Origin of the sequence: Citrobacter sp. Cb004, from assembly GCF_030337065.1 — a bacterium.
GTDB classification, from domain to species: domain Bacteria; phylum Pseudomonadota; class Gammaproteobacteria; order Enterobacterales; family Enterobacteriaceae; genus Citrobacter; species Citrobacter braakii.
Genome location: NZ_JAOWCH010000046.1, coordinates 203,879 through 229,412, shown reverse-complemented (window position 1 = coordinate 229,412; position 25,534 = coordinate 203,879). Strand labels below are relative to the sequence as shown.

The following is a 25,534-nucleotide window of genomic DNA, read 5'->3' as shown; positions in this document are numbered from 1 at the left end:
CCATAGCTGTAGTGTAGAAGATGTTGATAGATGAGGGAAATTAACCAAGAAATAACCCGTCTGGCGACGGGTTCTTTTTGAATCAGGCAAGGCGCATGATCCAGGCATCTGACTTACGATCGTAGTGCTCGCGAAATAGAACTGAATGTTCTCCGTTAAGAAGAGCCGGGACGCTGGTGTCGGCATCCCAGGCATCAAGTTGCATGCATAAATCCGGATCGGATTTACACGGAATGGTTAACGTTCGGTCCCCTGGCGATTCGCCATGTAACTCGGCGTCGTCGATTTCAAAAGCGCCAATGCGCACACTGGTTTTCATCATCGTGCTCTCCGTTTATTTGCTGGTTGTGGTACGACCAGTTAGGTCGTCCATTTTTCAGCGTAGTCAACGTTAGCAAAAGCGCCAGTAAAAACGTGCGTTATCCTGTAAAGAGTTTGCCATCCCGGACAAGATCACGCGGGTAGCTATTCTTTAATCGCGATCCAATACGTTTCGCCAGGCCAATCGGCTGATGCTGGAACGTAACCAGCACATCGTCGGTGGTCGGTGCGGTCTGCGGGTAGACATCCCGTCCGCGGTACCACTCTTCGGCTTCGGCAAGGGTCAGTTCAAACGCATGGCTGTGATTTGTGCTGGCGAGAGCAATGACGGCTTCATGCTGCCAGCGGTACCCTTTATTGTGCGTTTCAGCGAGTTTGATGCCGAGTCGGGAAAAGCGGACTTTGCCGATCAGGGGTTCAATCTCGGTTGGGAACAGCCAAATCTCTTTATCACGCTGCCACAGGCGCAGAGTGTCTTCCCACTGCAATCCACAGGCGTTAGCGGCCTGAGTGACAAGCGCGGATTCACGTCCTTTAAGCGGGCTGAACGGGAAGTTACCGACTTTGTATTTTGGCGTCGGTAGTGCAGGGATCGCGGCAGTTTTGCGCAGACGCGCGACGAAAAAACCTTCACAATCGTAGATCTGCGGGAACACATGCAGGAATCCTTCCGGGGTCAGGGCGCGTTCAGCCTGCGGGAATAAATCGCCCAGTGGTAAAAACTCGACGGCGTCCGGGTAGGTCTCAATCAGCCACTGCATAATGTCTTCATTTTCGTCACGGTTCAGCGTGCAGGTCGAGTAAACCAACGTGCCGCCGGGACGCAAGGCATGAAAGGCGCTGTCGAGAAGTTCGCGCTGGGTTGCTGCAATTTCCAGATTACTTTCTGGCGACCAGTTTTTTAGCGCATCGGGATCTTTACGCACCACGCCTTCACCGGAACACGGGGCGTCCAGCAAAATGGCATCGAAGGCTTCTGGCAACGCTGCGCCAAATACCCGCCCGTCAAAATGGGTTAGCGCGACATTGGCTATCCCGCATCGGCTGATATTGGCATGCAGGACTTTGACGCGACTGGCGGAAAACTCATTCGCCAGAATCGCACCCTGATTATTCATTTTTGCGGCAATTTGCGTGGTTTTGGAGCCGGGGGCTGCCGCGACATCCATCACGCGATCCGGGGTGTTACCATCGGCAAACAGCGCGGCTACCGGCAGCATTGAGCTGGCTTCCTGAATATAAAACAGACCGCTTAAATGTTCCGCGGTACTGCCGAGCGGTACTGACTTTTCATCATCGCGTTCGATCCAGAAACCTTCAGCGCACCAGGGTATCGGAGTGAGCGACCAGTTGTAAGGTGCAGTCAGAGTGAGGAAGTCGGCAACGGAGATTTTCAGCGTATTGACGCGGATGCTGCGACGTAGCGGACGCTGGCAGGCAGCGAGAAAATCATCAAATGAGAGCGTGGAAGGCATTGCTTCACGCATTTGGTTTAGAAAGGCGTCGGGAAAATAAGCCACTTGGTACCACCGGCAAAAAAACAGGTGCGCAGTGTAGCATAAGTGCTCCGGCGCGAGTATGTACGCCGGAGCAAGGGGAGAGATTAACGTGGCAGGGCGGTTCCCCATTCACGCCACTCTTTTGGTTCGCTTTCGAGCAGCAGGAAGTGTTTACCTGCCTGCGCTTTCGGGGCCAGTGGCGTACCCGGTGGCGTAGCGAAGGCGATTCCGCCGCGAATGAACTGATTGAAGGTACCGGTCTTCACGACGCCGCCGGTCAAACCAAAGTCGAGATTGTATCCGGATGCCAGCCAGAACACGGAGTTGTTCCGCACCAGATGCTGATAACGCTGGCTAATGCGCATCGCCACCATCACGCGGTCAGAAAGCGAGCCCAGCGTCAGCCCGGTGACGGTCCCCACTTCAATGCCTCTGAACAGGACCGGCGTACCGATATTCAGCGAACCTGCTTCCGGCGCTTCTACCACAATACTCAGACCATCGAGGTAACGAGAGTCGGTAATGGTGGCTTCCTGCAGTTCAAAATCACGGCGCGGGTTACCGCGTCCTGGTTCAACGTTAATATACGGCTGCAAGATCGTATCCAGATGCTCGACGCCTGCCGCTGAAATTTGCGGTGTGATCACGGAGAAGCGGGTACCGCTACGGGCAAAAGTCTGCACGTATTCCGGATACAAAACTGCTTTTGCCTGAACTTCGTTACGGGCGGTGATTAGCTCAAGCGTCTGGATCTGGCCGATATCGATCCCCAGGTAGCGAATTGGCATGCCGGCCGCGAGTTTACCGGCATCGAACGCGTGCAGGGTTATCTGGCCGCCCACCGCACGTGCAGCGGTTTCGGAAGCATACAGAATACGCTTGTCGCCTTTGCGTTGGCTGGCGCTGGCGCCGCTTAGGTTATCGAAGCTAATCGCCCCTTTGAGCGCTCGCGACAGGGGAGATGCCTGTACGGTCAATCCGCTACCGTTAAGCTGAACCTTTGCCCCGCCTTCGGCCCAGAATACGCTGTTGCTGGTCAGCAGGTTGCGATATTCCGGTTTGATATGCAGATCGATATCAAACGCATCGGCGCGTGGGCGAACGCTAATCACTTCACCGACCTCGAATTTGCGGTATAAGACCACCGAACCGGCCTGCACATCAGGCAGCGTTTCGGCGCTCAGGCTGAGCGTGGTAGTTGGCAGATCGCTCAGGCTGTTTTCAATCGCTTTTTCCAGGTTGGCATACAGCGGGTAGCTTTTTTTCATTTCACCCTTGGTACCGGGCAAAATACGAATGCCGCCGCTGAGCCATTCGCTGGCGCTGGCGCCAAGGAATTCCACGCCATCAAGCCCGACCTTGACGTCAACGCGGCTGTTGACCACGAACTTACTGTCACCTTGCACCAGGGCGCGATGCTGTGGTTCGATGGCAACGGTAAATGAAACACCTTTGCCAGAGAGCGTGCGATCAATCACCTGACCGACCTGTACGCCGTGAAGAATCAGTGGCTGACCGGCATCAATACCGTAACTCTCCGGCGCGGTCAGTGTAAGCGTCATGATGCCCGGATCGTGTAACAACGACTTCTCAGCAGGAATAACCGCAAACTGGTTACGCGGCTCGCCTTCGCCAGGTACCAGCTCGAAAGTTTTGCCCGTCAGTAGCGAACTGATATTGGCATCGTTTAACGATAATTTAGGGCTGTGTAATTCAATCCGCGTATTGTCGCGCAGCAGCGTTACGACGCTGGGATCGACCGTCATTTCGCCGGTCACTTTACCGCCTGGATTTAAATCCAGTTTGGTCAGTTGCCCGACTTCTAATCCTTGATACATCAGCGACGTTGAGCCGGCCTTGAGTCCATCGCCGCTGGGTAAATCAAGCTTGACGATCACTCCCCGCTGGCTGTGCGCGAGATCCTGATACAAACCAAACGTGTCATCGGCCACCGCGGGTTTAGAGTCTTCGGGCGAATCAAAAGCAATGGCGCCATTGACCAGCGCCGCCAGACTCTCCAGCTTGATCTTCGCTCCGCTGAGGCTGACATCCGCATTCACACCGGACACGTTCCAGAAACGGCTGCCTTTTTTCACCAGGTTGGTAAAGCGACGTTCGATCAGCACGTCGATGGTTACGCCCTGATGATTTGGGTTGATGGTGTAGTCATACACCCGGCCCACCGGAATCTTGCGGAAATAAACCAGCGAACCGCTATTGAGCGACCCGAGGTCGGGGGCGCGCAGATGCAGCATCAAATCGCCATTATCCAGACGATATTTGGGCTGCGTATCGAGGGCGACGAAATGATCTTCCGGCTCGCCGGTTCCGGGCATCATGCCGATATAGTTGCCGCCAACCAACGCATCCAGACCAGAAACCCCCGCCAGCGACGCTTTCGGCGTGACCAACCAGAACTGGGTATCTTTGCGCAGAGCATCTTTCATGGTCGATTTGATGCTGACGCGCACTTCAATTTTGCGTAGATCTTCGCTGAGGTTGATATCCTGCACGGTGCCCACTTCAACGCCCTGATAGCGAACGGGAGTACGGCCCGGCACAATGCCTTCAGCAGACATAAAGTCAATGGTTACGGTATTGCCGCGATCTTCATAGCTTCCCCAGATTAGCCATCCTGCAATCATCAGCGCGATGAACGGCAGCAGCCAGAACGGAGAGATACGGCGTTTAGTTTTAATCTGCGCTTCAGTCTGCGAAGCGGGCGTTTCCTGACTCATGTGCATCCCAAAGTAAGCGGCTGTCCAGCCATTCCACAGCAAGAATAGTCAATATTACCGCTGCGCCGAAATAAAACGCAGCTGGCCCCATAGTAAAAGCAAGTATCTGATCGCGATTAATCAGCGACATGGTTAAAGCGATAACAAAGAGATCCAGCATCGACCAGCGACCAATCCAGGTCACCATACGCAGCAGTTTGATGCGGGTACGCAATCCTTGCTCACATCTAAAATGGATGCTGATGAGCAACGTAAACATCACAATCACTTTGGTGAATGGCACCAGAATACTGGCGATAAAAACAATCGCCGCCACGCCGACGTTGCTGTTCGCCAGGGACATTATGCCTGACAGGATCGTGTCTTCCTGGCGGCCACCATTGACATAAATTACCGAGATAGGCAGCAGATTAGCAGGCAAAAGCAGGACGATCGAGGCCAGCAGAGCAGCCCAACACTTTTGGATACTTTGATTCCTGCGCCAGCGTAACGGGATATGACAGCGAGGGCAGCGACCTCGGGCGTCCGGATAACCTGTAAAGTGGCAGCCGAGGCAGACGCGGAGTTTTTCATCGGGCCGACGGGCTGGTCTTTGCGGGTAGAAACGGTCCCAAAGCTGCTCAACGTTAAGGTGCGACAGCGTCAAAACACTGAGGATCACCAGCGCAATAAAAGCAAACAGACCCACACCGGGTTGCAAAAAAGCATAGTCCTGAACTTTGATTGATGCGACGCCAATGCCCACCAGATAGATATCAAGCATCACCCACTCTTTGAGCCTTTCCAGCATCAGCAGCACTGGGCGCAGGTTCATCCCAAGAATATTGCCAAACCACAGATAAGCGATTGAGGTCACGAGAATGATGGGCGCACCGGCAACGCAAAAGAGTACGAAGGATGCGGTGAGTGGGTCGCCTTGTCGGGTCATTTGCCAGATGCCTTGCAGCACATTGGCGTCAATGCGCACACCTAATAAATAGATGTGCAGGAGCGGTTCTCCCCAGGCAAAGGGCATCAGCAGCAGCATGGTGAAAGCCATAGCCGCCAGTCGTGTTAATGACCAGTCGCGTCCGTCACGAATTTTTGCCTGACAGCGTGGGCAAAATGCACTTTGATGCGAACGCATTTTAGGCAAGCTAAAGATCAGGTCACATTCAGGGCAACGATGGTAATGCGCACGAGGGAGTGCATCACCAATGGACCTGATGGCTATTTTTTTAGTCGGCGTGATGCGTGGTGTCGTTAAGGCCATGTATCGCGAATCAAATTGTTGAAGTAATGTTATCTTAACTCATGACGGGAATGATCTTGAGCATTAACGCATTTAATGTTTATTTTAGTAGGCTGCAGCTTTAAGTAAGACAACTAAGTGATTACATAATGAACAAAACAGAGCTATACACGGATCTGAACCGTGACTTTCAGGCATTAATGGCAGGTGAAACCAGTTTTCTGGCAACGCTGGCAAATACCAGCGCGTTGTTGTACGAACGTCTTGCAGAAGTAAACTGGGCCGGTTTTTATCTGCTCGAAAACGATACGCTGGTGCTGGGACCTTTCCAGGGAAAAATCGCCTGCGTGCGGATCCCGGTAGGACGCGGGGTGTGTGGGACCGCAGTAGCGCAGAACCAGGTTCAGCGCATTGAGGACGTTCATGCTTTTGACGGACACATCGCATGTGATGCCGCCAGCAACGCTGAAATCGTCCTGCCAATCACCGTCGAAAATCAGATAATCGGCGTGCTGGATATCGATAGCACGGCGTTTGGCCGCTTTACTGACGAGGATGAACAGGGGCTGCGAACGCTGGTGGCACAGCTTGAAACCGTGCTTGCAACGACGGATTACAAAAAATTCTTTGCGCGCGTCGCAGGATAATCAACGGATAACGTAGCAATTACTGATGACGTCATTATAATGTCGCCTGTTCATGCCTGCGCTTGTTGGCTACGTCCGTTGTAATCAGGAAATTTCATGGAAAATCAACCTAAGTTGAATAGCAGTAAAGAAGTCATCGCGTTTCTGGCCGAACGCTTCCCGCAGTGTTTTAGTGCGGAAGGCGAAGCGCGCCCACTGAAAATTGGCATTTTTCAGGATCTGGTAGAGCGTGTTGAGGGCGAAATGAACCTCAGCAAGACGCAGCTCCGCTCTGCCTTACGTCTCTATACTTCAAGCTGGCGCTATCTGTATGGCGTTAAATTGGGCGCAACGCGTGTTGATCTCGACGGCAACCCTTGTGGTGAGCTGGATGAGCAGCACGTTGAACATGCTCGCAAACAGCTGGAAGAAGCTAAAGCCCGCGTTCAGGCGCAACGTGCAGAGCAACAGGCGAAAAAACGCGAAGCAGCCGCTGCTGCCGGTGAAAAAGAAGACGCACCGCGTCGCGAGCGTAAGCCGCGTCCTGCACCGCGTCGTAAAGAAGGCGCTGAGCGTAAACCTCGCGCTGAGAAACCAGCAGCAAAAGCACCGCGTGCTCCTCGTGAAGAACAGCATACCCCGGTATCTGATATTTCAGTACTGACGGTAGGGCAGTCTCTGAAGGTGAAAGCAGGTAATAATGCGATGGATGCCACCGTATTAGAAATCACCAAAGATGGCGTCCGTGTACAGCTGAATTCGGGTATGTCTTTGATTGTACGCGCAGAACACCTGGTGTTCTGAAACGGAGGCCAGGCCTGGCATGAACACTTTTTTTAGGCTTACTGCGTTAGCTGGTCTGCTTGCATTAGCAGGCCAGGCACTTGCTGTGGAAGACATCACGCGTGCCGATCAAATCCCCGTTTTAAAGGAAGAAACCCAGCATGCGACGGTAAGTGAACGTGTGACATCGCGTTTTACGCGTTCGCACTATCGCCAGTTCGATCTGGATCAGGCGTTTTCGGCAAAAATTTTTGACCGCTATTTGAATCTGCTCGACTACAGCCACAACGTGCTGTTGGCGAGCGATATCGAACAGTATGCAAAAAAGAAAACGGTCCTTGGCGATGAACTGCGTACCGGCAAGCTGGATGTCTTTTACGATCTCTATAATCTGGCGCAAAAACGCCGATTTGAACGTTATCAGTACGCTTTAAGCGTACTGGCACGTCCAATGGATTTCACCGGTACCGACACCTTTAACCTCGACCGGAGCAAAGCGCCATGGCCGAAGAGCGAAGCAGAGCTTAACGCGCTGTGGGACGGCAAGGTTAAATTTGACGAACTCAGCCTGAAGCTGACCGGCAAAACCGATGCGGAAATTCGTGAAACGCTGACGCGTCGCTACAAGTTTGCGATTCGCCGTCTGGCGCAGACCAACAGCGAAGATGTGTTCTCTCTGGCGATGACGGCTTTCGCCCGTGAGATCGACCCGCATACTAACTATCTCTCTCCACGCAATACCGAACAGTTCAATACTGAAATGAGCCTGTCTCTGGAAGGTATTGGCGCGGTTTTGCAAATGGATGATGATTACACCGTCATTAACTCCATGGTGGCGGGCGGCCCGGCAGCCAAGAGCAAAGCAATAAGCGTTGGCGACCGTATTGTCGGCGTGGGTCAGACCGGTAAGGGAATGGTCGACGTGATTGGCTGGCGTCTGGATGACGTTGTTGCGCTGATCAAAGGACCCAAAGGCAGCAAAGTTCGCCTTGAAATCCTGCCTGCCGGTAAAGGAACCAAGACGCGTACCGTCACGTTAACGCGTGAACGTATTCGTCTCGAAGACCGCGCCGTGAAAATGTCCGTGAAAACCGTTGGCAAAGAAAAAGTCGGCGTACTGGATATCCCTGGCTTCTATGTTGGCCTGACGGATGATGTCAAAGTTCAGTTGCAGAAGCTGGAAAAACAGAACGTCAGCAGCGTCATTATCGATCTGCGCACTAACGGTGGCGGCGCGCTGACCGAAGCCGTTTCGCTCTCCGGTCTGTTCATTCCTTCCGGCCCGGTGGTTCAGGTTCGTGACAATAACGGTAAAGTGCGTGAAGACAGCGATACCGACGGCGTTGTGTACTACAAAGGTCCGCTGGTAGTGTTAGTCGATCGCTTCAGTGCTTCGGCATCAGAGATTTTTGCTGCGGCAATGCAGGATTATGGTCGTGCGCTGATCGTTGGTGAACCGACTTTCGGGAAAGGCACTGTACAGCAGTATCGCTCTCTGAACCGTATTTATGATCAGATGCTGCGTCCGGAATGGCCGGCGCTGGGTTCTGTTCAGTATACGATCCAGAAATTCTACCGTGTAAACGGTGGCAGTACACAGCGTAAGGGCGTTACGCCGGACATCATCATGCCGACAGGTAATGAAGAAACGGAAACCGGTGAGAAGTTTGAAGATAACGCGCTGCCGTGGGATAGCATTGATGCTGCGACCTACACCAAATCAGAGAATCTGACGCCATTCGGACCTGAATTGCTAAAAGAGCACAATGCGCGAATTGCCAACGATCCTGAGTTCCAGTACATCATGAAGGATATTGCGCGTTTCAATGCGATGAAGGATAAACGCAACATCGCTTCTCTCAATTACGCTCAGCGTGAGAAAGAGAATAACGAAGATGACGCAATGCGTCTGGCGCGTATCAACGATCGGTTTAAGCGAGAAGGTAAGCCGCCGCTGAAGAAACTGGACGATTTACCGAAGGATTACCAGGAACCAGATCCCTACCTGGATGAAACGGTAAAAATTGCGCTTGACCTGGCGCATCTTGAAAAAGAAAAGCCAGCGGAACAGCCCGCAACCAGTAAATAACCTCCAACAGGCACAAGAAATTGTGCCTGTTTTTTTAACAAACGCATGAAGACGTCAGTCTGATACGATAAAATGTAAAGTTGTGTCTTTCTGGTGACTTAGCACCTATGGATGCTTGAAAATAGCCATAAGACCCATACGATATGGGTAATCGCATAGTGCGTTTTGTTAAATTGAGGTTAAAAGAAAATTATGATGCGAATCGCGCTCTTCCTGCTGACGAACCTGGCTGTGATGGTCGTTTTCGGGCTGGTATTGAGCCTGACAGGGATTCAGTCAAGCAGCGTTCAAGGCTTGTTGATCATGGCACTGCTGTTTGGTTTTGGTGGTTCCTTCATTTCGCTGCTGATGTCCAAATGGATGGCGTTAAAATCCGTTGGTGGGGAAGTGATCGAACAGCCTCGCAATGAAAGAGAACGCTGGCTGATGAATACGGTAGCGAATCAGGCTCGCCAGGCTGGGATCGCTATGCCGCAGGTTGCAATCTACCATGCGCCAGATATTAACGCGTTTGCTACCGGTGCGCGCCGGGATGCTTCGCTGGTGGCTGTGAGTACAGGCCTGTTGCAAAACATGAGCCCGGACGAAGCCGAAGCCGTTATCGCGCATGAAATCAGCCACATTGCTAATGGCGATATGGTTACCATGACGCTCATTCAGGGTGTGGTGAACACCTTCGTTATCTTTATCTCACGTATTCTGGCGCAAATTGCCGCTGGCTTTATGGGCGGAAACCGCGATGAGGGTGAGGGCAGTAACGGCAACCCATTGATCTACTTCGCAGTGGCGACGGTGCTGGAACTGGTGTTTGGTATTCTGGCGAGCATTATTACCATGTGGTTCTCACGTCATCGTGAATTCCATGCGGATGCCGGTTCAGCAAAACTGGTGGGGCGTGAGAAAATGATCGCCGCGCTGCAGCGTCTGAAAACCAGCTATGAGCCGCAGGAAGCGACCAGCATGATGGCGTTCTGCATCAACGGTAAATCCAAGTCGTTGAGTGAGCTGTTTATGACTCACCCGCCGTTGGATAAACGTATTGAAGCGCTGCGCAGCGGAGAGTATTTGAAGTAAGTTAATGACTGTCACGGGGCACCCGTTGCTCCGTGACTCATAAAACATAATGGCTATTTAAAGCTATCGATTAAAGTCTCGCCCAGACTATTCTGTCCCAGTTCTGCTTTACCTCTCATTCCGCCATTTTTTCTCTGCCGGAGACGAAAATATTTCTTGCCGCTTTATCTCTGGTAAAAACATTGGAGCCCCGCTGGCTGGCAAAAAGAACAGTGCCGGGCATTTGGTGAAACCCAGTGGTCGACGGGCTATCATTGACAGCCCGTCTGGTAGGAAAAAACTAAATCAGAACTGGTAGTTTAACGATACCCAATAGTTACGGCCCGGGTTTACATATCCCGTAGTGGATTGTGCAGTCTGATAGTAATCTCCTGCGTAGGTGCTATTACGGCCTACCTGATAAAGTTTAACCTCGCTAAAGTCTTTATCCAGCACGTTATTGACCGCCGTATTCAGCGTCAGATCTTTGGTCAGCTTATAAGACATACCCATGTCGAGAACGGTCCAGGCTTTTAAATCAGCGCCTTTATCGTCATAGACGGCCTTTTGTACTGCGCTGAGGTTGTTGTAATTTTCGGTAAAGCGTGGAGCTTTACCGCGATAACGTGCGCTCAGCCAGGCATTCATATCTTCCGTTGCCTGCCAGTTCAGGCGAGCGTTAGCCATATGTTTTGGCGTGTAGCTTAACGGCGCGCCTTTATTGTCACCATCTTTTTGCTTGCTCTGGGTGTAGGTGTAGTTGAGGGATAAAGTCAGCACATCCGACCACAGAGGGAAGGTGCTGGCAAATTCAACGCCATCGGTCCTTGCCTTGCCGCTGTTGGTATAGCTGTTGGTATTATCATCGATAGAATACGAGACAATTTTATTTTTGTATTCGGTATAGAAGCCGGTAATGTTGGCGTTCAGCCCGGTGTCGTTCTCGTAATACAGCCCGGTTTCATAGCTGATACTTTCCTCAGGTTTTAGGTTCGGATTACCGACCGTATTCACGGTTCCTTGCGCGGTGACGCCGCTGATCCCGCTATGTAACTGGCTCAGTGATGGTGCTTTATAACCTGTCGTCACGCCGCCTTTGAGCGTCCATTCGTCGGATACGTCCCAAACCATATACGCTCGTGGGCTGAAATGACCGCCAAAGACATCGTTATGCTCGTAGCGTGTCCCTGCGGTTAAGGCCAACGAGTCGAGAATATGCCATTCATCTTCTACATAGGCCGCCCACGTTTTTTGATGGAACGTTTCGCCGGTATTGGCCAGCACCACACCGTCTTTCATGCGCGCATCCCAATATTCCCCGCCGAGGGTTAAGAGGTGCGAATCACCTAATGGCGTCAGCAGTACTGAGTCCAGAATGACGTTGGTGTTCTTCAGTTCACGTGCGTCACCGGCCCGGCCTGCGTTCTCTGGCTTGAGTGCGGAGGAGACCAATTGTCGTCCTTTGTTCTCAGTTTCATTCCAGCCGAGGGAGGATTTCCAGGTGCCGAACGTTAAGGCGGTATCGTGGCCGAGGGTGACTTTGTTACGCTCATAGCGCAACGTTTTATCGTAACCCCCCGTCAGGTTACCCAACTGACCGTCATCGTTATCATAGCGCTGTCTGGCGGAGTCGAGATCTAACCATAGCGTATTGCTTTCATTCGTTTTCCAGTCGAGTCGCGTGCCGATGTTATAGTTTTCTGACTCGGTAGGATAAGGTACGCGGGTGGAGGAGGTATCGCTCAGGGAGGTAACGCTGGAACCCTGACGTTGGGTGGTGCTACCCCGAACCTGCATATCCAGTACGCCAGCGATTAACGGGCCGCTTGACCAGAAGTTGGCGACCGTGCTGTTACCCCATTTATTACTCTCTTGCAGGTTAACGCCGGTATTGATGGAGGTGCTCCATTTATCGGTGCTTTTTTTGGTAATGATATTCACCACGCCACCGATTGCGTCGGAGCCGTAAAGCGTCGACATCGGGCCGCGGATCACCTCAATATGATCGATTGCCGCCAGTGGAGGTATAAAGCTGGTATTCATAGCTGAGAAGCCGTTTGGCGTCACATCGCTGCTGCCGTTTTGACGAATACCGTCAATCAGGATCAGGGTATAACTGGCGGGCATGCCACGAATGCTGATCTCCAGACCACCGGTTTTACCGGTGCTGCTTTCAACATCCACCCCTTCAACAGAACGCAGGGCTTCGCCTAAATCATTATATTTATTGGTTTGTAACTCTTGCTGTGAAATAACGGAGACGCTGGCGGCAGCGTTGGTGATTTTCTTTTCGTAACCGGAAGCGGTTACCACCATAACATCTTCAGCGAAGGCTAGGGGACTGGAAAATCCTAAACAGGACAGAACAACAGAAGCAACAGGTTTTAAGCGCATAGTCAAACTTCCTTTGTTAAAAATTCAAAGGAAGTAAGATAATTGATGGGAATGATAATAAAAATAATTATCATTATATGTTTACATAACTTATCACTTCTGGTGTTTTTCTTGAATAAATATACATAAATTGTCATTAATTTTAGCTAAGTAAATAGCGGAAATGACCAATAATTACTATTTGTAATCATTAGGTTATAATTAATTTGCCATTAATTGAATGGCTAACATTTAATCTATTTTCTGTGATTCAGAGAGTACTCAATTAGGAGTATTAGAAAAAAGTATGATAATTTTAGAAAATCGTCATACTTTTCTGCGCCGCATCATTTTTTTAGTCATTTCAGTCCGCCATAATCCCTTCCCCAGGAGACCGTTTAACGGCAATGAATCGTTGAGCGGCATAAAAATAACGCAAATCTGGATAACATAATGATTAAAGGCAAGCTGGCACTGCTTACGTGCGCATTGACTCTCGCAATAACCTCACCACTTCTCGCCGCGCAAAATGTGAGCGAGGGTCAGACGTTGAAGCTGGCAATTGGACCTGAGCCAACGGAAGGGTTTGACCCGATGTTGGGGTGGAGTCATGGCAGCTATTTGCTTTTGCATGCACCATTATTAAAACAAAACGCAGATATGAGCTGGGGTAACCTGCTGACGGAAAAAGTTGAAACCAGTGCTGACGGCAAAACCTGGACGTTGACGTTAAAACCCGACCTTAAATTCTCCGATGGTTCCCCGCTAACCGCTGAAGATGTGGTGTTCACCTATAATAAAGCCGCAAAGAGCGGCGGCAAAATCGACATGGGAAACTTTACTCATGCCAGCCTGAAAGATAACCGCACGGTAGAAATCACGCTGCGCAGCCCGCAGAGCACCTTTGTGAACGTGCTGGGCTCTTTGGGTATTGTTCCCGAAAAACGGTATGACGAAAAAACATTCGCCAAAAATCCGATTGGCGCGGGCCCTTATCGGTTGGTGAGTTTTCAGCCGGGGCAGCAGCTGATCGTGGAGGCGAACCCCTGGTATGCCGGTAAGAAAAATGATTTCAGTAAGCTGGTGTTTGTCTTCCTTGATGAAGATAACGCTTATGCCGCAGCGCGCAGTGGTCAACTGGGACTCGTGCGTATTGCGCCTTCGATGGCGGTCGCCCCTCAACAGCAGAATTTGAAGCTGTGGGTACGCGACAGCGTGGAAAACCGTGGCATTGTGTTCCCGATGGTTCCAGCGGGTAAAAAAGACGCCAATGGTTATCCGATCGGTAACGATATCACGGCTGATATCGCCATCAGACGCGCCATCAACTACGCCATCGATCGTAAACAACTTGCCGATCAGGTCATGGAAGGTCATGCGATTCCGGCGTATAGCGCGGTTCAGGGCCTGCCATGGCAGGGACAGTCAGTTGCGTTCAAAGATGGCGACAGCGAAAAAGCACGGATGATTCTGGAAGAAGCCGGCTGGAAGGTGGGGAAAGACGGCGTACGTGTGAAAGACGGTAAAGAGGCTCGCCTGACTCTGTGGTACGCCAGCGGAGACAGTACGCGCCGGGATTTAGCCGAGGCCGTACGTGCGATGCTGGAGCCCGTGGGTATTCAGGTCTCGCTGCAATCCGGAAGCTGGGAAACCGTTGAGCGGCATATGCATGCGAATCCGACGCTGTTTGGCTGGGGAAGCCTGGATCCGATGGAGCTTTTCCATCACTACAGCAATCAGGCCGCGGGCGTGGAATACTACAATCCAGGCTATTACAGCAATCCCGTCGTTGAACAACATCTTAAACAGGCCATTGATGCTCCGGACTGGCAAAAAGCGTTGCCTTTCTGGCAACAGGTGGAGTGGGATGGCAAGCAAGGGGCTGGGGTGCAGGGCGATGCCGCCTGGGCATGGCTGCTGAACATTCAGCACACTTATCTGGCAAATCCGTGTATTGACTTAGGCAAAGGCGCGCCGGAGATCCACGGTAGCTGGTCCCTGCTCAATAATCTGGATGAATGGACCTGGACCTGCCGTTGATGAAGTCTGTTGTAGGCCATTTTCTACGGCTGATAGTGTTATTAGTGCTGGTTGCGGCTGGCACTTTTATGCTGCTCAGCTTTTCTCCTGTCGATCCGATTCGCGCCTATATCGGCAACGATCTCCTGCACGTGCCACCGGAACAATATGCGCGTATCGCTGCCCGCTGGGGATTAGACCAGCCGTTATGGGAGCGTTTTGGTCACTGGTTTATACGTGTATTGCAGGGCGATCTCGGCTACTCAATGTTGTTTAATGCACCGGTTGCCAGCGTAATCAAGGAGCGCTTTGCGACTTCGTTTGCCTTGCTTGGCGGCGCGTGGCTGCTCTCCGGCATACTGGGAACGGCAATGGGATTTGTCGCGGGTCGTTATCTGAATCGCTGGCCGGATAAAGCAATCTGTCGACTCAGCTATCTGCTTTCGTCGTTGCCGACCTTCTGGATTGGCATGCTGCTGCTGGCGTTATTTGCCGTGCGCTGGCCGGTATTTCCGGTCTGCTGCGCGTGGGAGCCGGGCAACAGTGGCGATATGGCCACGCTGGCTGAGCGTCTGCACCATTTAGTGCTGCCCGTTTGCGCGCTAAGTTTATTGGGACTTGGCCAAATTACACTTCATACGCGGGAAAGTATCGCCAGCGTGATGAAAAGCGATTTTGTCCGTTTTGCGCGTTCTCAGGGAGATAAAGGCTGGTCGCTGTTGCGTCATCAGGTTCTGCGCCACGCTATCACGCCCGCGCTGTGCCTGCAGTTCGCCTCGTTGGGAGAACTGCTGGGCGGCGCATTGCTGGCGGAAAAAGTTTTTGCTTATCCGGGACTGGGACAGGCCACTATTGATGCCGGATTACGCGGCGATCTGCCGTTACTGATGGGGATTGTGTTGTTCAGTACCGTACTGGTGTTCATTGGCAACTCGTTGTCTACCTGGCTTGTCCATGTGTTGAACCGTGCTCTGGAGCGACCTGATGCTCTATAATCCGACGCCGACGCTGATTCGTCTTCTGCTCTCTTTTAGCTGCCTGCTATGCATTGCGGTGTATGGCGCAGCGACGCTGGATAACCCATTGAGCGTTAATCTGCTTGCCCGTCATTTACCGCCTGATGCGCTGTATTGGTTTGGCACCGATAACCTCGGTCGCGATCTGTGGATTCGTTGCTTTCAGGGCGCGTTAACCAGTCTGCAAATTGGTATTGGCGCGGCGTTGTGCAGCGGCTTCATCGCATTACTGATGGCGGCGGTTTCACGTATACATCCGCGTCTGGATGTACTAATGCGTCTGATTACCGATGCCATGCTGTCAATGCCGCATCTGCTGTTGCTCATATTGATCTGTTTCACGCTGGGTGGCGGAAAAAATGGGGTGATTATGGCGGTTGCGTTGACCCACTGGCCGCGTCTGGCGCTAATCCTGCGTGCCGAAGCGCAGCGCGTGGCCCACAGTGACTATCTAACATTGACCTGGCGTCTGGGACACGGACATTTTTACTGCTGGCGGCATCACTATCTCCCGGCATTGTTACCCCAGTGGTTAACGGGAACCTTGCTGATGTTTCCCCACGCGGTGTTGCACAGTGCGGCGTTGAGCTTCCTCGGTTTTGGGCTGGCGCCGCATGAACCATCGCTGGGCCTGTTGCTGGCTGATGCGCTGAGGTTTATCAGTCATGGCGACTGGTGGTTAGTGCTGTTTCCTGGGCTGATGCTATTCAGTCTGGTTATGTTATTCGATCAGCTCGCAAGGGCAGTGCATCGTTTATGGTTACGAGGTGACGCATGTTGAGTTTAAGACAGGTCTCGCTGGACGTGGCGCGTTATCGCTGGTACGGCGCGAGAAACTGGTCTTCGCTGTTGCAGGATATCTCTTTCGACGTAGCGCCTGGTCAGATGGTGGCGTTAGTCGGGGGAAGTGGGGAAGGTAAAAGCCTGTTGCTGCAATGTCTGCTTGATCTCTTACCGGACAATTTGCGCTTCAACGGCTCCATCACCCTGGAGGGGAAAACGCTGGACAGTGATGATATTCGCAAATGTCGTGGCAATACTTTCAGCTATGTCCCGCAAGGTGTTCAGGCGCTTAACCCGCTGCTCTCGATTGAAAAACATCTGCGCAGGGCAAGTCAGCTCTCTGGCCAGGCCTGGAATGCCGGAAAAATTGAACGATTGCTCCAGCGTAGCCAACTGGAAAGTCGCGTATTAGATGCCTTCCCACGCCAGCTTTCGGGGGGGATGGCGAAACGTGTTCTGGCCTGTCACGCGTCGCTGAGCCAGGCTCGCTATATTCTAGCGGATGAAATTACCGCCTGGCTTGATGCACCGCTGGCTAATCAACTGCTTGAACAGCTACGCGAGCAATGTGAGCAAGGGGCTGGCGTTTTATGGGTAACGCACGACCTTACGCTGGCCGCTCGCCACGCGGACCGCATTGTCGCGCTGCATCAGGGAAGGGTGTCGGATAACGTCAGCCGGGAACAGCTGTTACGCGGAGAGATCAGCGAGCATCTGCAACGCCAATGGCGGGCCCTGCCTGAAAGAAATCAACTTTTTGGAGAGCGCGATGCTGTGCTGTCGTGAGGTGACGATTTGTCAGGGAGGAAAGGTGCTATGGCAAAATCTGACCTTCTCTCTGCGCCCCGGAGAACGCATTGGGGTTTGCGCACCCAGCGGAACCGGCAAAACAACGTTGGGGCGCGTACTGGCGGGCTGGCAAAAACCGACCTCGGGTGACATTCTGGTTGATGACCAACCGCTGCCAATGCACCAGTATTGCCCGGTGCAACTGGTGCCACAGCATCCGGAATTAACCTTTAACCCGCGGCGTAGCACCGGCGATGCGGTTCATGATGCCTGGCGACCTGATGCTGAACTGCTTACCCGTCTTCACATCAACCCTGAGTGGTTAACTCGCCGTCCTGGACAGCTTTCTGGCGGTGAACTGGCGCGAATTGCTTTACTTCGCGCGCTGGATCCGCGGACACGTTTTCTTATTGCCGATGAAATTACCGCCCAGCTCGATCCTTCCATTCAAAAAGATATCTGGGTATTGCTGCTTGAAGAGTGCCAGCGTCGGCCATTAGGTATGCTCATTATCAGCCATCAGCAGGCTCTGCTTGAGCAGATCTGCTCCAGAAAACTCATTGAAGCGTGAGGCAATAACGTGCAGTAATGTCTATTGATTAAATTGTTACGTTATATTATAACAATTCACTCGCAAACGATTTGAGGGTGAAATTTTGGCTATTCGTTTTAACAAACTGACAATCGCTCTGGGGATGCTTTTAGTCAGTGGGCAGGTTTTGGCGCATGGTCATCATTCCCATGGTGCGCCGATGAGTGAAGCAGAACAAAAGGCGTCGGAAGGGGTATTTGATGATAACCAGGTGCAGAACCGAGCGCTGTCCGACTGGGATGGCATGTGGCAATCTGTCTATCCGTATCTGGTCAGTGGCGAACTTGATCCGGTTTTCAAAAAGAAAGCGGAGAAAGATAAAAGCAAAACGGCAGAACAAATTAAAGCTTATTACCGTACAGGCTATGCAACCAATGTAGACACCATCGGCATCGAAGATGGCGTGATGGAATTTCACACCGGTAATCAGGTCGCATCGTGCAAATACGATTATGCCGGGTATAAAATCTTGCACTATAAATCAGGCAAGAAAGGTGTACGGTATCTGTTTGAGTGTAAAGCCGCTGACAGCAAAGCGCCTAAATACGTGCAATTCAGCGATCATATTATCGCGCCGCGTAAATCGAGCCACTTCCATATCTTTATGGGAAATACCTCGCAGGCCGCCTTGCTTGAGGAGATGGAAAACTGGCCTACCTACTACCCTTATCAGCTGAAGGGCGAAGAAGTTGTGGATGAGATGCTGCACCATTAATCCGGGCTAACCTTGTCTGTACACACCCGCCACCAGTGGCGGGTTTTTTTAATTAATAACCTGCTCTTTCCATCACCTGTCGCATTCGTTAGCATATTGTATCGCAGCAAGTGCATGTGTTTTTTAAGGAAGAGGTTAACGTGTTCGCAGAGTATGGAGTTCTGAATTACTGGACGTATCTGGTGGGGGCTATTTTTATCGTGCTGGTACCGGGGCCAAATACGATATTTGTGCTGAAAAACAGCGTCGGTAGGGGAGTAAAGGGGGGGTATCTCGCCGCCAGCGGTGTGTTTATTGGTGATGCCGTGTTGATGTTTTTGGCCTATGCCGGTGTTGCTGCATTGATTAAAACAACGCCCGTTTTGTTCAATATCGTTCGTTATCTTGGCGCTTTCTATTTACTGTATCTTGGCGCGAAGATCCTGTATGCAACACTGAAATCGAAAGCAAGCGACGCCGCGCCTGAGGAAGTCCCGTTTGGCGCTATTTTTAAGCGCGCATTAATCCTGAGCCTGACCAATCCCAAAGCTATTCTGTTTTATGTGTCGTTCTTCGTGCAGTTTATTGATGTCAATGCGCCGCATTCAGGGCTGTCATTCTTTATTCTGGCTATTACGCTTGAGATAGTGAGCTTTTTCTATTTGAGTTTCCTTATTTTCTCCGGCGCGTTTGTGACGCAATATATCCGTACGAAGAAGAAACTGGCCAAAGTGGGTAATTCCCTTATCGGCCTGATTTTCGTTGGTTTTGCCGCCCGTCTGGCCACGCTTCAATCGTGATGCCATCGGCCCGCTGATTGCGGCGGGCCTTTAATATTGCGCTCTGCTTTTCATTTATAATCGTAGGGTTATAACCAATAAATGGTATTTTAAATGTATATTTTGAGGCGTACCCTGTGTACAGCAGCGGTTCATCATGACTCGCTGGTTGTCGACTGGAAAAGGGAAGAAAAATGCTTCAAATTCCACAGAATCATATCCATACACGCTCTACGCCATTCTGGAACAAAGAAACGGCGCCTGCCGGAATTTTCGAACGCCACCTTGATAAAGGGACCCGAGCCGGGGTTTATCCTCGACTTTCGGTTATGCAGGGGGCGGTCAAATATCTCGGATACGCAGACGAACACAGTCCGGAGCCAGTAGAGGTGATGATTATTGAAGCCGGTCAGTTTGGCGTTTTTCCACCGGAAAAATGGCATAACATCGAAGTGATGACCGACGACACTTACTTTAATATCGATTTTTTCGTCGCCCCGGAAGTTCTGATGGAGAGTGCAAATCAACGAAAAGTCGTGCGCACCGGCAAGGAGTAAATCATGGGTAAAGCAACCTATACCGTAACCGTGACCAATAACAGCAACGGTGTTTCTGTTGATTATGAAACAGAGGCACCAATGACATTACTGGTGCCGGATGTGGCAGCTGAAGTGGTCAAAGATCTGGTCAATACCGTGCGTTCGTACGATACCGAAAATGAGCACGAAGTCTGCGGGTGGTAGGCATTAGTCACTGCTACTGATTGAATATATTAGTTTTTAATCTAAAAACTGCACTGCGCTTTGACGGCGCAGTGCGTTTTTTTATCTGGGCGAAACAGGGAAATATCCTGCAAGGATTCCTTAAGAATACCTTAAGAGATTCGCATTGATTGCTAATAGTTGATCATTCACAGGGGTTATGATCGCGAAACAGATATAAAACAGAACATCGCGCTTATGAAACTCAATACCCGACTTACATTACCCACAATCATTCTCGGATTAGCCATCGTGGCGATCCCGTTCGCCGCGAACTGGCATCTCCCGCTACTCAACGGTACTGTCGTCAGCTGGATTGAAAATGGCCAGGCGCTATGGCTGCTGTTTGGTGCCATATTTACACTCAGTTACATCAGGCCCTTATCACGTCCCGAAGGCGAGAAGCAATTTTGGCTTTGGGCGGCAGCGTGGTGGCTGGTATTACTGGGCCGAAGCACAAGTTGGGGCCGCGATTATTTTCCTGAGCATCCTAAATTCCTGTTCCGGGCTATCTCAGTGGTATTGATTGCCATGATTATTCTGCCAGTGCTGATTTCGAAGCGCTTACGCCAGGATATTGCCCGTCGCTTTCGCAATGAACCGCTACCTCTGTGGCTGTTAGCGATCACCACCTGTGCATTTTTGATCTCCGATACGGTAGAGCATCATCGTCTGCTGGCTCCCATCTTTCTGCACAATGCTCAGTATGGCGATCTGATTGAAGAACTGTACGAACTACCGTTTATGGCGGGATTGTTTCTGATGAACCTCGGCTTTATGCGGCGGGATAAGCAGGAGGAAGCTGCATCCATCCGCTTTAGTGAACCACAGCTGGCGAAGTCATGAGATAAGGCCTGAGTCTGGAAAGCCAGACTCAGGCGATGATGGCGGTGATTTACGCAATAGCCTCACACAGACGTGACTTCATATCGCTATACGTTTGTGCGGCATATTTTTCTGCCCACCCCTGATCGGTAATGTGCTCAATATTTACGGCGCAATATTTGGTTTCTGGCGTTTTCGAAATAGGATCGAGATTGTCCTGGGTTAACTCGTTACACGCGCCAATCCACCATTGATAGGTCATATAGACCGTTCCGACATTGATGCGCTCGGAGACATCCGCGCGGCTGATGACCTTACCGCGGCGCGAGCTGACCCATACCAGATCGCGATGACGAATACCCATTTTTTCAGCATCATGGGTATTGATTTGCACATACCCTGGCTCGTCTGCCAGCGCTTGCAACGCTGCGCAGTTGCCGGTCATCGAACGGCAGGAGTAGTGCCCAACCTCACGCACGGTACACAGCACCAGCGGATATTGCTCATCAGGAACTTCTGCTGGCGCTCGCCACGGTGCGGCAAACAGTTTGCCTTTGCCATTGGCGGTATCGAACTGGCTGTGCGCGTAAAGGTAGGGCGTACCAGGACTATCGAGATCCGGACATGGCCACTGAACATGACCCATCTCACCCATTTTCTCATAGGTCACGCCGTAGAACAGTGGACACAGCTCGCGCATCTCATCCCAGATTTGCTGGTTATTTTGATACTGCATTGGATAACCCATTTCGCTGGCCAGCAGGCTGATAATCTCCCAGTCACGCTTTACATCACCAGTGGGTTCAATCGCTTTCTCAAAACGCTGGAAACCGCGATCGGCGCAGGTAAAGACGCCACCGTGTTCACCCCATGAGGTGGCAGGCAGGAGGACATCGGCCATTTCCGCCGTCTTGGTCATGAAGATATCCTGCACGACGATAAAATCGAGCGCGTTAAATCCTTCGCGGACCAGACCCAAATCGGCCTCGGTTTGCAGCGGATCTTCTCCCATGATGTAGTAGGCTTTGATTTTGCCTTCGATAGCCAGATGCGGAACTTCGGTGATGCGGGTCCCAACCTTGTCATCCATCTGATTAACGTCAATACCCCATGCGGCGGCAAATTTCTCCCTGACGGCGAAATCGGTTACGTCCTGATACCCTGGAAACTGGTTAGGCAGCACCCCCATATCGCACGCGCCCTGCACGTTATTTTGCCCGCGCACCGGGCCAACACCGACGTTAGGGCGTCCCAGATTTCCGGTCAGCAAGGCCAGGCTCGACAAACCACGAACCACGTCAACGGCCTGACCAAACTGGGTGACGCCCATCCCCCACATCACGGTGGCCGATGGCGCCGCGGCAAAAGTACGCATCGCCTGACGAACCTGCTGTGCGGGAACACCGGTTAAATGTTCAACGTCTTCAGGCGCATACTCCTTAACGGTTTCCCAGTATGTTTCCAGTCCTTCCGCATGCTTTTGTACATACTCGCGATCGTAGAGTTGCTCCTCGATGAGAACATGGCCAAAGGCGTTGACCAGCGCCATATTGCAACCGTTTTTCAACTGCAAATGTTGGTCAGCGATACGGGCAGTTTCAATACGGCGTGGGTCGCAGACAATGATTTTTGCGCCGTTCTGGCGAGCTTTAATTACCCGGCGGGCCACAATTGGGTGTGAATCGGCACAGTTATAACCAAAGATCAGTAGGCATTTTGAGTTTTCAATGTCGCTGATGGAATTGCTCATGGCGCCATTGCCTAACGTCTCCTGTAACCCGGCAACGGAAGGGCCGTGACAGACGCGGGCACAGCAATCGACATTGTTGGTATGGAGCACGCCACGTGCGAATTTTTGCATCACGTAGTTGGTCTCATTCCCAGTTCCACGGGAAGAGCCGGTGGTCATGATGGCACGAGGGCCATAGGTATTTTTGATTTCAGTTAAGCGTTTTGCGGTGTAACGAATGGCTTCATCCCAGCTAACGGGAGTGAATTTTCCACCTTTTTCATAACGGATCATCGGGCGAGTCAGACGGGGAGTCAGAAGGCGTGTGTCGTTAAGAAAGTCCCAACCATAATAGCCTTTCAGGCATAACTGATTTTGGTTCGTTACACCCTCTGCGGCCTCAGCGCGGATGATTTTGTTATTCTCAACAACAAGCTTGAGCTTGCACCCGGCCCCACAGTATGGGCATACACTGGTGATTTTTTTCATCAATAACAGACCTGTTAAATGCTGAAATAGCGCGAATTGTAGACGCAGTCACGCGATACGCATCGCGGACTACGATGTGTCGTAGTGACGGGCTGTTTAAGCATAAAGTGTGCCAGAAGTGAAAACCCAGCAATAGCAGGGGCTGACGGCCAAAGCGTTAAGCAGAATGACTGACGATTCGACATTAATGACGAGGCGCGACAAAATTAGTCTGCCGGTCAGCGGTGTAACCTTATGAAACATCGGAAAAAGATGAAAAACAGAAGTGATAGCGATCACAAATTTTAATTTTTCAGCGCTATGCTATGCTTTTATACGACGAGTGAATCGTTAATTTAAAACATAAGTGAGGGAAATTATGGGCATTATTTCATGGGTGGTTTTCGGTCTTATTGCTGGGATTTTGGCAAAATGGATTATGCCGGGTAAAGATGGCGGCGGATTCTTTATGACCATTATCTTAGGGGTTGTCGGTGCGGTAGTGGGTGGCTGGATCAGCACCTTATTTGGTTTTGGTAAAGTCGATGGTTTCAACTTCGGCAGTTTCGCCGTGGCGGTGATCGGTGCGATTGTGGTGTTGTTTATCTACAGAAAAATCAAAAGCTAAGTAAACATACAGACAATAGAGGCCACTAATATGTGGCCTTTTTCTTTAGGTCACCACCAGCCGAATTCTGTTCCCAGAACGACGATGATAGCCACACCAATCATAATAAGCGTTGTTTTTTTCATCGTTATGCTCCCGGCGCAGCGTAGCCGCCAATAAAAAACCAGGATAAGAAAACGACAGCGGAAATGAAAATGATGACGGGGAAAATAATACCGAGTCGCATACGATTATCTGCCAGAGTTATTTAAAGACGGGTTAGCATAGCAGGGCTTAATGTACGACAAAAGTGGTTTTATCCTGACGCTTTTTATCCTTGTACATTGCGCTGTCTGCGAGGTGAAGCGCGCAGTTTACATCAGTCTCCAACGGATTAATTTCCACCACGCCCAGACTGGCGCCAGGATAAAATAGATGAATGTCACCCAGGTAGTAGTCACCGCAAATTTGCTGTTGTAGCTGATTTTTCACCTGCTGCAGGCGGTCTCGCGGATCCCTGTCATCTTCCGGTGACAGGCTCACGACTAAAAATTCGTCACCACCCAGTCGGCCAAGGATATCATTGTCACCGCATTCGCGAAGCAGACGCTGACCAATCTGGATCAGAAACTGGTCGCCAACCTCGTGGCCAAAGCGGTCATTGATCAATTTGAAATCATCCAAATCAATATAGGCAAAAATAATCTTCTGCCTGAGATGTCGGGCAAGGGAAAAAAGAGTCTCAACATTTTCAAAAATGGCGCGCCGATTCGGTAATCCGGTCAGGGCATCGGTGTAAGAGTGCGCAATCAGCGCGGCATTCGCTTCGCGTAACTGAGCAACCAGCGACTCTTTTTGAATTGACTGGGCGATCAGGCCTGCAAACAGATGTAACACCTGTTCGCCACGTTGGCTTAATGCGTGCTGGTGGCGACTGGTGGCGCAGAGCGTACCGTAAAACGTTCCGTCGGGAAGATGAACCGGCGTGCTCAGGAAAGTGGTTATCTCCAGCGCGCGGGCGGCGGTACACTCCGGCCAGCGAGCGGGGACGTTGTCGCTGTACAGACAGTTTTCGTCTATAGCGCGTTTGCATAGCGTCTCATCCCAGGGTACGGACAGCCCTTCAGGGATCTGCATCTGCTTGCTATTGCGCGCATACAAAATATGCTGCAGGCGGGCATCTAAATCGACCTTGGTTAAATAGGTGGATTCCATCTCAGTCACCACTTCCAGCATCTCCAGAAGTTGCCGAACCAGGCTCTCAACTGACTGCTCCGTGGCTAAGGATTGTGAGACTCTGGCAAGGATCATGTCCGACATGAGGTGTAAATGCTCCTGAGTAATGACTGGGCTAACGTGGCCCGCATGATAGAACATCAAGATGAAAGATGAAACACGCCATCCCGCTCAAAACTTAAACATTAAATTGAAAGCTGACAGTAAAACATGGAGATAGATGGAAAGTCGGGGTAACCTGCCGGGATAAGGTTTTTAACAGGAGTCGATATGAAACTGGCGTCTATTATTTTGCCCGGCTTGTTGGTGCTAGCGGGATGTACCACTCAGCCCGAAGCCCCCAAACCGCCGAAGATTGGTCTGGCGAATCCGGCATCGGTGTATTGCGAACAAAAGGGCGGCTCGCTGATTGCGGTGCAGACCCCGCAAGGCGTAAGGTCGGACTGCAAATTACCGGGCGGGGAAGTGATTGATGAATGGGCGCTCTGGCGCAGAGATCATCCGACAACGGGCAAATGAAATC

25 protein-coding genes are annotated in these 25,534 nt (G+C 51.3%); 16 read left to right on the top strand and 9 right to left on the bottom strand.

Features of this window, described 5'->3' with window-relative positions:
- Nucleotides 1–82: 82 nt before the first annotated feature.
- The 4 genes from OGV65_RS06285 to yebS form a co-directional block, all read right to left on the bottom strand.
- Nucleotides 83–319, bottom strand: coding sequence for a YebV family protein (locus OGV65_RS06285; RefSeq protein ID WP_029139506.1), 237 nt, complete (start codon nucleotides 317–319; stop codon nucleotides 83–85).
- 100 nt (nucleotides 320–419) lie between these two features.
- Nucleotides 420–1,841: a 16S rRNA (cytosine(1407)-C(5))-methyltransferase RsmF gene (gene rsmF / locus OGV65_RS06280; protein ID WP_286454747.1), complete on the bottom strand. Its 1,422-nt coding sequence runs from the start codon at nucleotides 1,839–1,841 to the stop codon at nucleotides 420–422.
- Nucleotides 1,842–1,924: 83 nt separating this feature from the next.
- Entirely contained in the window at nucleotides 1,925–4,558 is a 2,634-nt protein-coding gene (locus OGV65_RS06275) for a PqiB family protein (protein ID WP_286454746.1), read from the bottom strand.
- Nucleotides 4,527–5,810, bottom strand: coding sequence for a membrane integrity lipid transport subunit YebS (gene yebS / locus OGV65_RS06270; protein WP_016152782.1), 1,284 nt, complete (start codon nucleotides 5,808–5,810; stop codon nucleotides 4,527–4,529). The genes OGV65_RS06275 and yebS overlap by 32 nt, the downstream gene beginning before the upstream one ends.
- Before the next feature lie 128 nt (nucleotides 5,811–5,938).
- Between yebS and msrC the strand changes: the two genes are divergently transcribed.
- The 4 genes from msrC (at nucleotide 5,939) to htpX (ending at nucleotide 10,361) form a co-directional block, all read left to right on the top strand.
- On the top strand, nucleotides 5,939–6,436 hold the full coding sequence (msrC, locus tag OGV65_RS06265) for a free L-methionine (R)-S-oxide reductase MsrC (RefSeq protein WP_016152783.1): 498 nt from the start codon (nucleotides 5,939–5,941) through the stop codon (nucleotides 6,434–6,436).
- A gap of 96 nt (nucleotides 6,437–6,532) precedes the next feature.
- Nucleotides 6,533–7,219, top strand: a complete 687-nt coding sequence (gene proQ, locus OGV65_RS06260) for an RNA chaperone ProQ (RefSeq protein ID WP_003833781.1) — start codon at nucleotides 6,533–6,535, stop codon at nucleotides 7,217–7,219.
- A 19-nt stretch (nucleotides 7,220–7,238) separates the two neighbouring features.
- Complete coding sequence (gene prc, locus OGV65_RS06255; RefSeq protein ID WP_046276431.1) at nucleotides 7,239–9,287, top strand: carboxy terminal-processing peptidase; 2,049 nt, start codon at nucleotides 7,239–7,241, stop codon at nucleotides 9,285–9,287.
- 192 nt (nucleotides 9,288–9,479) lie between these two features.
- Nucleotides 9,480–10,361, top strand: a complete 882-nt coding sequence (gene htpX, locus OGV65_RS06250) for a protease HtpX (RefSeq protein ID WP_003034964.1) — start codon at nucleotides 9,480–9,482, stop codon at nucleotides 10,359–10,361.
- Nucleotides 10,362–10,646: 285 nt separating this feature from the next.
- On the opposite strand, the gene OGV65_RS06245 is transcribed toward htpX, so the two are convergent.
- A complete protein-coding gene (locus OGV65_RS06245; protein ID WP_286454745.1) occupies nucleotides 10,647–12,734 on the bottom strand; it encodes a TonB-dependent receptor in 2,088 nt (695 codons plus the stop codon).
- Between the two features lie 432 nt (nucleotides 12,735–13,166).
- On the opposite strand from OGV65_RS06245, the gene OGV65_RS06240 reads away from it, so the two are divergent.
- The 10 genes from OGV65_RS06240 (at nucleotide 13,167) to OGV65_RS06195 (ending at nucleotide 20,992) form a co-directional block, all read left to right on the top strand.
- Entirely contained in the window at nucleotides 13,167–14,753 is a 1,587-nt protein-coding gene (locus tag OGV65_RS06240; RefSeq protein WP_286454744.1) for an ABC transporter substrate-binding protein, read from the top strand.
- The gene (locus tag OGV65_RS06235) at nucleotides 14,753–15,727 is read left to right on the top strand and encodes an ABC transporter permease (protein WP_286454743.1); all 975 of its coding nucleotides are present in this window, start codon (nucleotides 14,753–14,755) and stop codon (nucleotides 15,725–15,727) included. Before OGV65_RS06240 ends, OGV65_RS06235 begins: the two co-directional genes overlap by 1 nt.
- On the top strand, nucleotides 15,717–16,529 hold the full coding sequence (locus OGV65_RS06230; protein WP_047358584.1) for an ABC transporter permease: 813 nt from the start codon (nucleotides 15,717–15,719) through the stop codon (nucleotides 16,527–16,529). Before OGV65_RS06235 ends, OGV65_RS06230 begins: the two co-directional genes overlap by 11 nt.
- Complete coding sequence (locus OGV65_RS06225) at nucleotides 16,523–17,317, top strand: ATP-binding cassette domain-containing protein (protein WP_016152790.1); 795 nt, start codon at nucleotides 16,523–16,525, stop codon at nucleotides 17,315–17,317. Before OGV65_RS06230 ends, OGV65_RS06225 begins: the two co-directional genes overlap by 7 nt.
- Nucleotides 17,301–17,891 carry an ATP-binding cassette domain-containing protein gene (locus OGV65_RS06220; RefSeq protein ID WP_029139511.1) on the top strand — a complete coding sequence of 197 codons (591 nt, stop codon included), beginning with the start codon at nucleotides 17,301–17,303 and terminating at the stop codon, nucleotides 17,889–17,891. The genes OGV65_RS06225 and OGV65_RS06220 overlap by 17 nt, the downstream gene beginning before the upstream one ends.
- Before the next feature lie 85 nt (nucleotides 17,892–17,976).
- Nucleotides 17,977–18,627, top strand: a complete 651-nt coding sequence (zinT, locus tag OGV65_RS06215; protein WP_016152792.1) for a metal-binding protein ZinT — start codon at nucleotides 17,977–17,979, stop codon at nucleotides 18,625–18,627.
- A gap of 140 nt (nucleotides 18,628–18,767) precedes the next feature.
- Nucleotides 18,768–19,406, top strand: coding sequence for a leucine efflux protein LeuE (gene leuE / locus OGV65_RS06210; RefSeq protein WP_016152793.1), 639 nt, complete (start codon nucleotides 18,768–18,770; stop codon nucleotides 19,404–19,406).
- Nucleotides 19,407–19,579: 173 nt separating this feature from the next.
- Nucleotides 19,580–19,942: a DUF1971 domain-containing protein YeaR gene (gene yeaR / locus OGV65_RS06205; protein WP_005120376.1), complete on the top strand. Its 363-nt coding sequence runs from the start codon at nucleotides 19,580–19,582 to the stop codon at nucleotides 19,940–19,942.
- Nucleotides 19,943–19,945: 3 nt separating this feature from the next.
- The gene (locus OGV65_RS06200) at nucleotides 19,946–20,128 is read left to right on the top strand and encodes a DUF1869 domain-containing protein (protein ID WP_003832433.1); all 183 of its coding nucleotides are present in this window, start codon (nucleotides 19,946–19,948) and stop codon (nucleotides 20,126–20,128) included.
- 216 nt (nucleotides 20,129–20,344) lie between these two features.
- Nucleotides 20,345–20,992 carry a hypothetical protein gene (locus OGV65_RS06195; protein ID WP_200047773.1) on the top strand — a complete coding sequence of 216 codons (648 nt, stop codon included), beginning with the start codon at nucleotides 20,345–20,347 and terminating at the stop codon, nucleotides 20,990–20,992.
- Nucleotides 20,993–21,041: 49 nt separating this feature from the next.
- Here OGV65_RS06195 and fdhF read toward each other — a convergent pair whose 3' ends face one another.
- Entirely contained in the window at nucleotides 21,042–23,189 is a 2,148-nt protein-coding gene (gene fdhF / locus OGV65_RS06190) for a formate dehydrogenase subunit alpha (RefSeq protein WP_047358587.1), read from the bottom strand.
- Nucleotides 23,190–23,547: 358 nt separating this feature from the next.
- Here fdhF and OGV65_RS06185 point away from each other — a divergent pair, with 358 nt between their 5' ends.
- Nucleotides 23,548–23,796: a GlsB/YeaQ/YmgE family stress response membrane protein gene (locus tag OGV65_RS06185; protein WP_047498947.1), complete on the top strand. Its 249-nt coding sequence runs from the start codon at nucleotides 23,548–23,550 to the stop codon at nucleotides 23,794–23,796.
- Nucleotides 23,797–23,846: 50 nt separating this feature from the next.
- Here OGV65_RS06185 and yoaJ read toward each other — a convergent pair whose 3' ends face one another.
- The 3 genes from yoaJ to OGV65_RS06170 are packed head-to-tail and all read right to left on the bottom strand — an operon-like array spanning nucleotide 23,847 to nucleotide 25,095.
- Complete coding sequence (gene yoaJ, locus OGV65_RS06180) at nucleotides 23,847–23,921, bottom strand: protein YoaJ (protein ID WP_101700011.1); 75 nt, start codon at nucleotides 23,919–23,921, stop codon at nucleotides 23,847–23,849.
- A gap of 2 nt (nucleotides 23,922–23,923) precedes the next feature.
- A complete protein-coding gene (locus OGV65_RS06175; RefSeq protein WP_032941789.1) occupies nucleotides 23,924–24,022 on the bottom strand; it encodes a YoaK family small membrane protein in 99 nt (32 codons plus the stop codon).
- Between the two features lie 47 nt (nucleotides 24,023–24,069).
- The gene (locus OGV65_RS06170; protein ID WP_103766195.1) at nucleotides 24,070–25,095 is read right to left on the bottom strand and encodes a sensor domain-containing diguanylate cyclase; all 1,026 of its coding nucleotides are present in this window, start codon (nucleotides 25,093–25,095) and stop codon (nucleotides 24,070–24,072) included.
- Nucleotides 25,096–25,281: 186 nt separating this feature from the next.
- Between OGV65_RS06170 and OGV65_RS06165 the strand changes: the two genes are divergently transcribed.
- A complete protein-coding gene (locus tag OGV65_RS06165; RefSeq protein ID WP_016152798.1) occupies nucleotides 25,282–25,530 on the top strand; it encodes a putative hemolysin in 249 nt (82 codons plus the stop codon).
- Nucleotides 25,531–25,534 lie beyond the last annotated feature (4 nt).

Excerpts from the sequence above, each read along its gene's own strand:
- OGV65_RS06200 (WP_003832433.1), top strand. The coding sequence starts at position 19,946 with ATGGGTAAAGCAACCTATACCGTAACCGTGACCAATAACAGCAACGGT.
- msrC (WP_016152783.1), top strand. The coding sequence starts at position 5,939 with ATGAACAAAACAGAGCTATACACGGATCTGAACCGTGACTTTCAGGCA.
- fdhF (WP_047358587.1), bottom strand. The coding sequence starts at position 23,189 with ATGAAAAAAATCACCAGTGTATGCCCATACTGTGGGGCCGGGTGCAAG.
- yeaR (WP_005120376.1), top strand. The coding sequence starts at position 19,580 with ATGCTTCAAATTCCACAGAATCATATCCATACACGCTCTACGCCATTC.
- OGV65_RS06165 (WP_016152798.1), top strand. The coding sequence starts at position 25,282 with ATGAAACTGGCGTCTATTATTTTGCCCGGCTTGTTGGTGCTAGCGGGA.
- OGV65_RS06275 (WP_286454746.1), bottom strand. The coding sequence starts at position 4,558 with ATGAGTCAGGAAACGCCCGCTTCGCAGACTGAAGCGCAGATTAAAACT.
- yebS (WP_016152782.1), bottom strand. The coding sequence starts at position 5,810 with ATGGCCTTAACGACACCACGCATCACGCCGACTAAAAAAATAGCCATC.
- OGV65_RS06225 (WP_016152790.1), top strand. The coding sequence starts at position 16,523 with ATGTTGAGTTTAAGACAGGTCTCGCTGGACGTGGCGCGTTATCGCTGG.
- OGV65_RS06240 (WP_286454744.1), top strand. The coding sequence starts at position 13,167 with ATGATTAAAGGCAAGCTGGCACTGCTTACGTGCGCATTGACTCTCGCA.
- htpX (WP_003034964.1), top strand. The coding sequence starts at position 9,480 with ATGATGCGAATCGCGCTCTTCCTGCTGACGAACCTGGCTGTGATGGTC.
- OGV65_RS06185 (WP_047498947.1), top strand. The coding sequence starts at position 23,548 with ATGGGCATTATTTCATGGGTGGTTTTCGGTCTTATTGCTGGGATTTTG.
- proQ (WP_003833781.1), top strand. The coding sequence starts at position 6,533 with ATGGAAAATCAACCTAAGTTGAATAGCAGTAAAGAAGTCATCGCGTTT.
- OGV65_RS06285 (WP_029139506.1), bottom strand. The coding sequence starts at position 319 with ATGAAAACCAGTGTGCGCATTGGCGCTTTTGAAATCGACGACGCCGAG.
- OGV65_RS06230 (WP_047358584.1), top strand. The coding sequence starts at position 15,717 with ATGCTCTATAATCCGACGCCGACGCTGATTCGTCTTCTGCTCTCTTTT.
- OGV65_RS06235 (WP_286454743.1), top strand. The coding sequence starts at position 14,753 with ATGAAGTCTGTTGTAGGCCATTTTCTACGGCTGATAGTGTTATTAGTG.
- OGV65_RS06220 (WP_029139511.1), top strand. The coding sequence starts at position 17,301 with ATGCTGTGCTGTCGTGAGGTGACGATTTGTCAGGGAGGAAAGGTGCTA.
- OGV65_RS06170 (WP_103766195.1), bottom strand. The coding sequence starts at position 25,095 with ATGTCGGACATGATCCTTGCCAGAGTCTCACAATCCTTAGCCACGGAG.
- OGV65_RS06195 (WP_200047773.1), top strand. The coding sequence starts at position 20,345 with ATGAAACTCAATACCCGACTTACATTACCCACAATCATTCTCGGATTA.
- OGV65_RS06175 (WP_032941789.1), bottom strand. The coding sequence starts at position 24,022 with ATGCGACTCGGTATTATTTTCCCCGTCATCATTTTCATTTCCGCTGTC.
- prc (WP_046276431.1), top strand. The coding sequence starts at position 7,239 with ATGAACACTTTTTTTAGGCTTACTGCGTTAGCTGGTCTGCTTGCATTA.
- OGV65_RS06245 (WP_286454745.1), bottom strand. The coding sequence starts at position 12,734 with ATGCGCTTAAAACCTGTTGCTTCTGTTGTTCTGTCCTGTTTAGGATTT.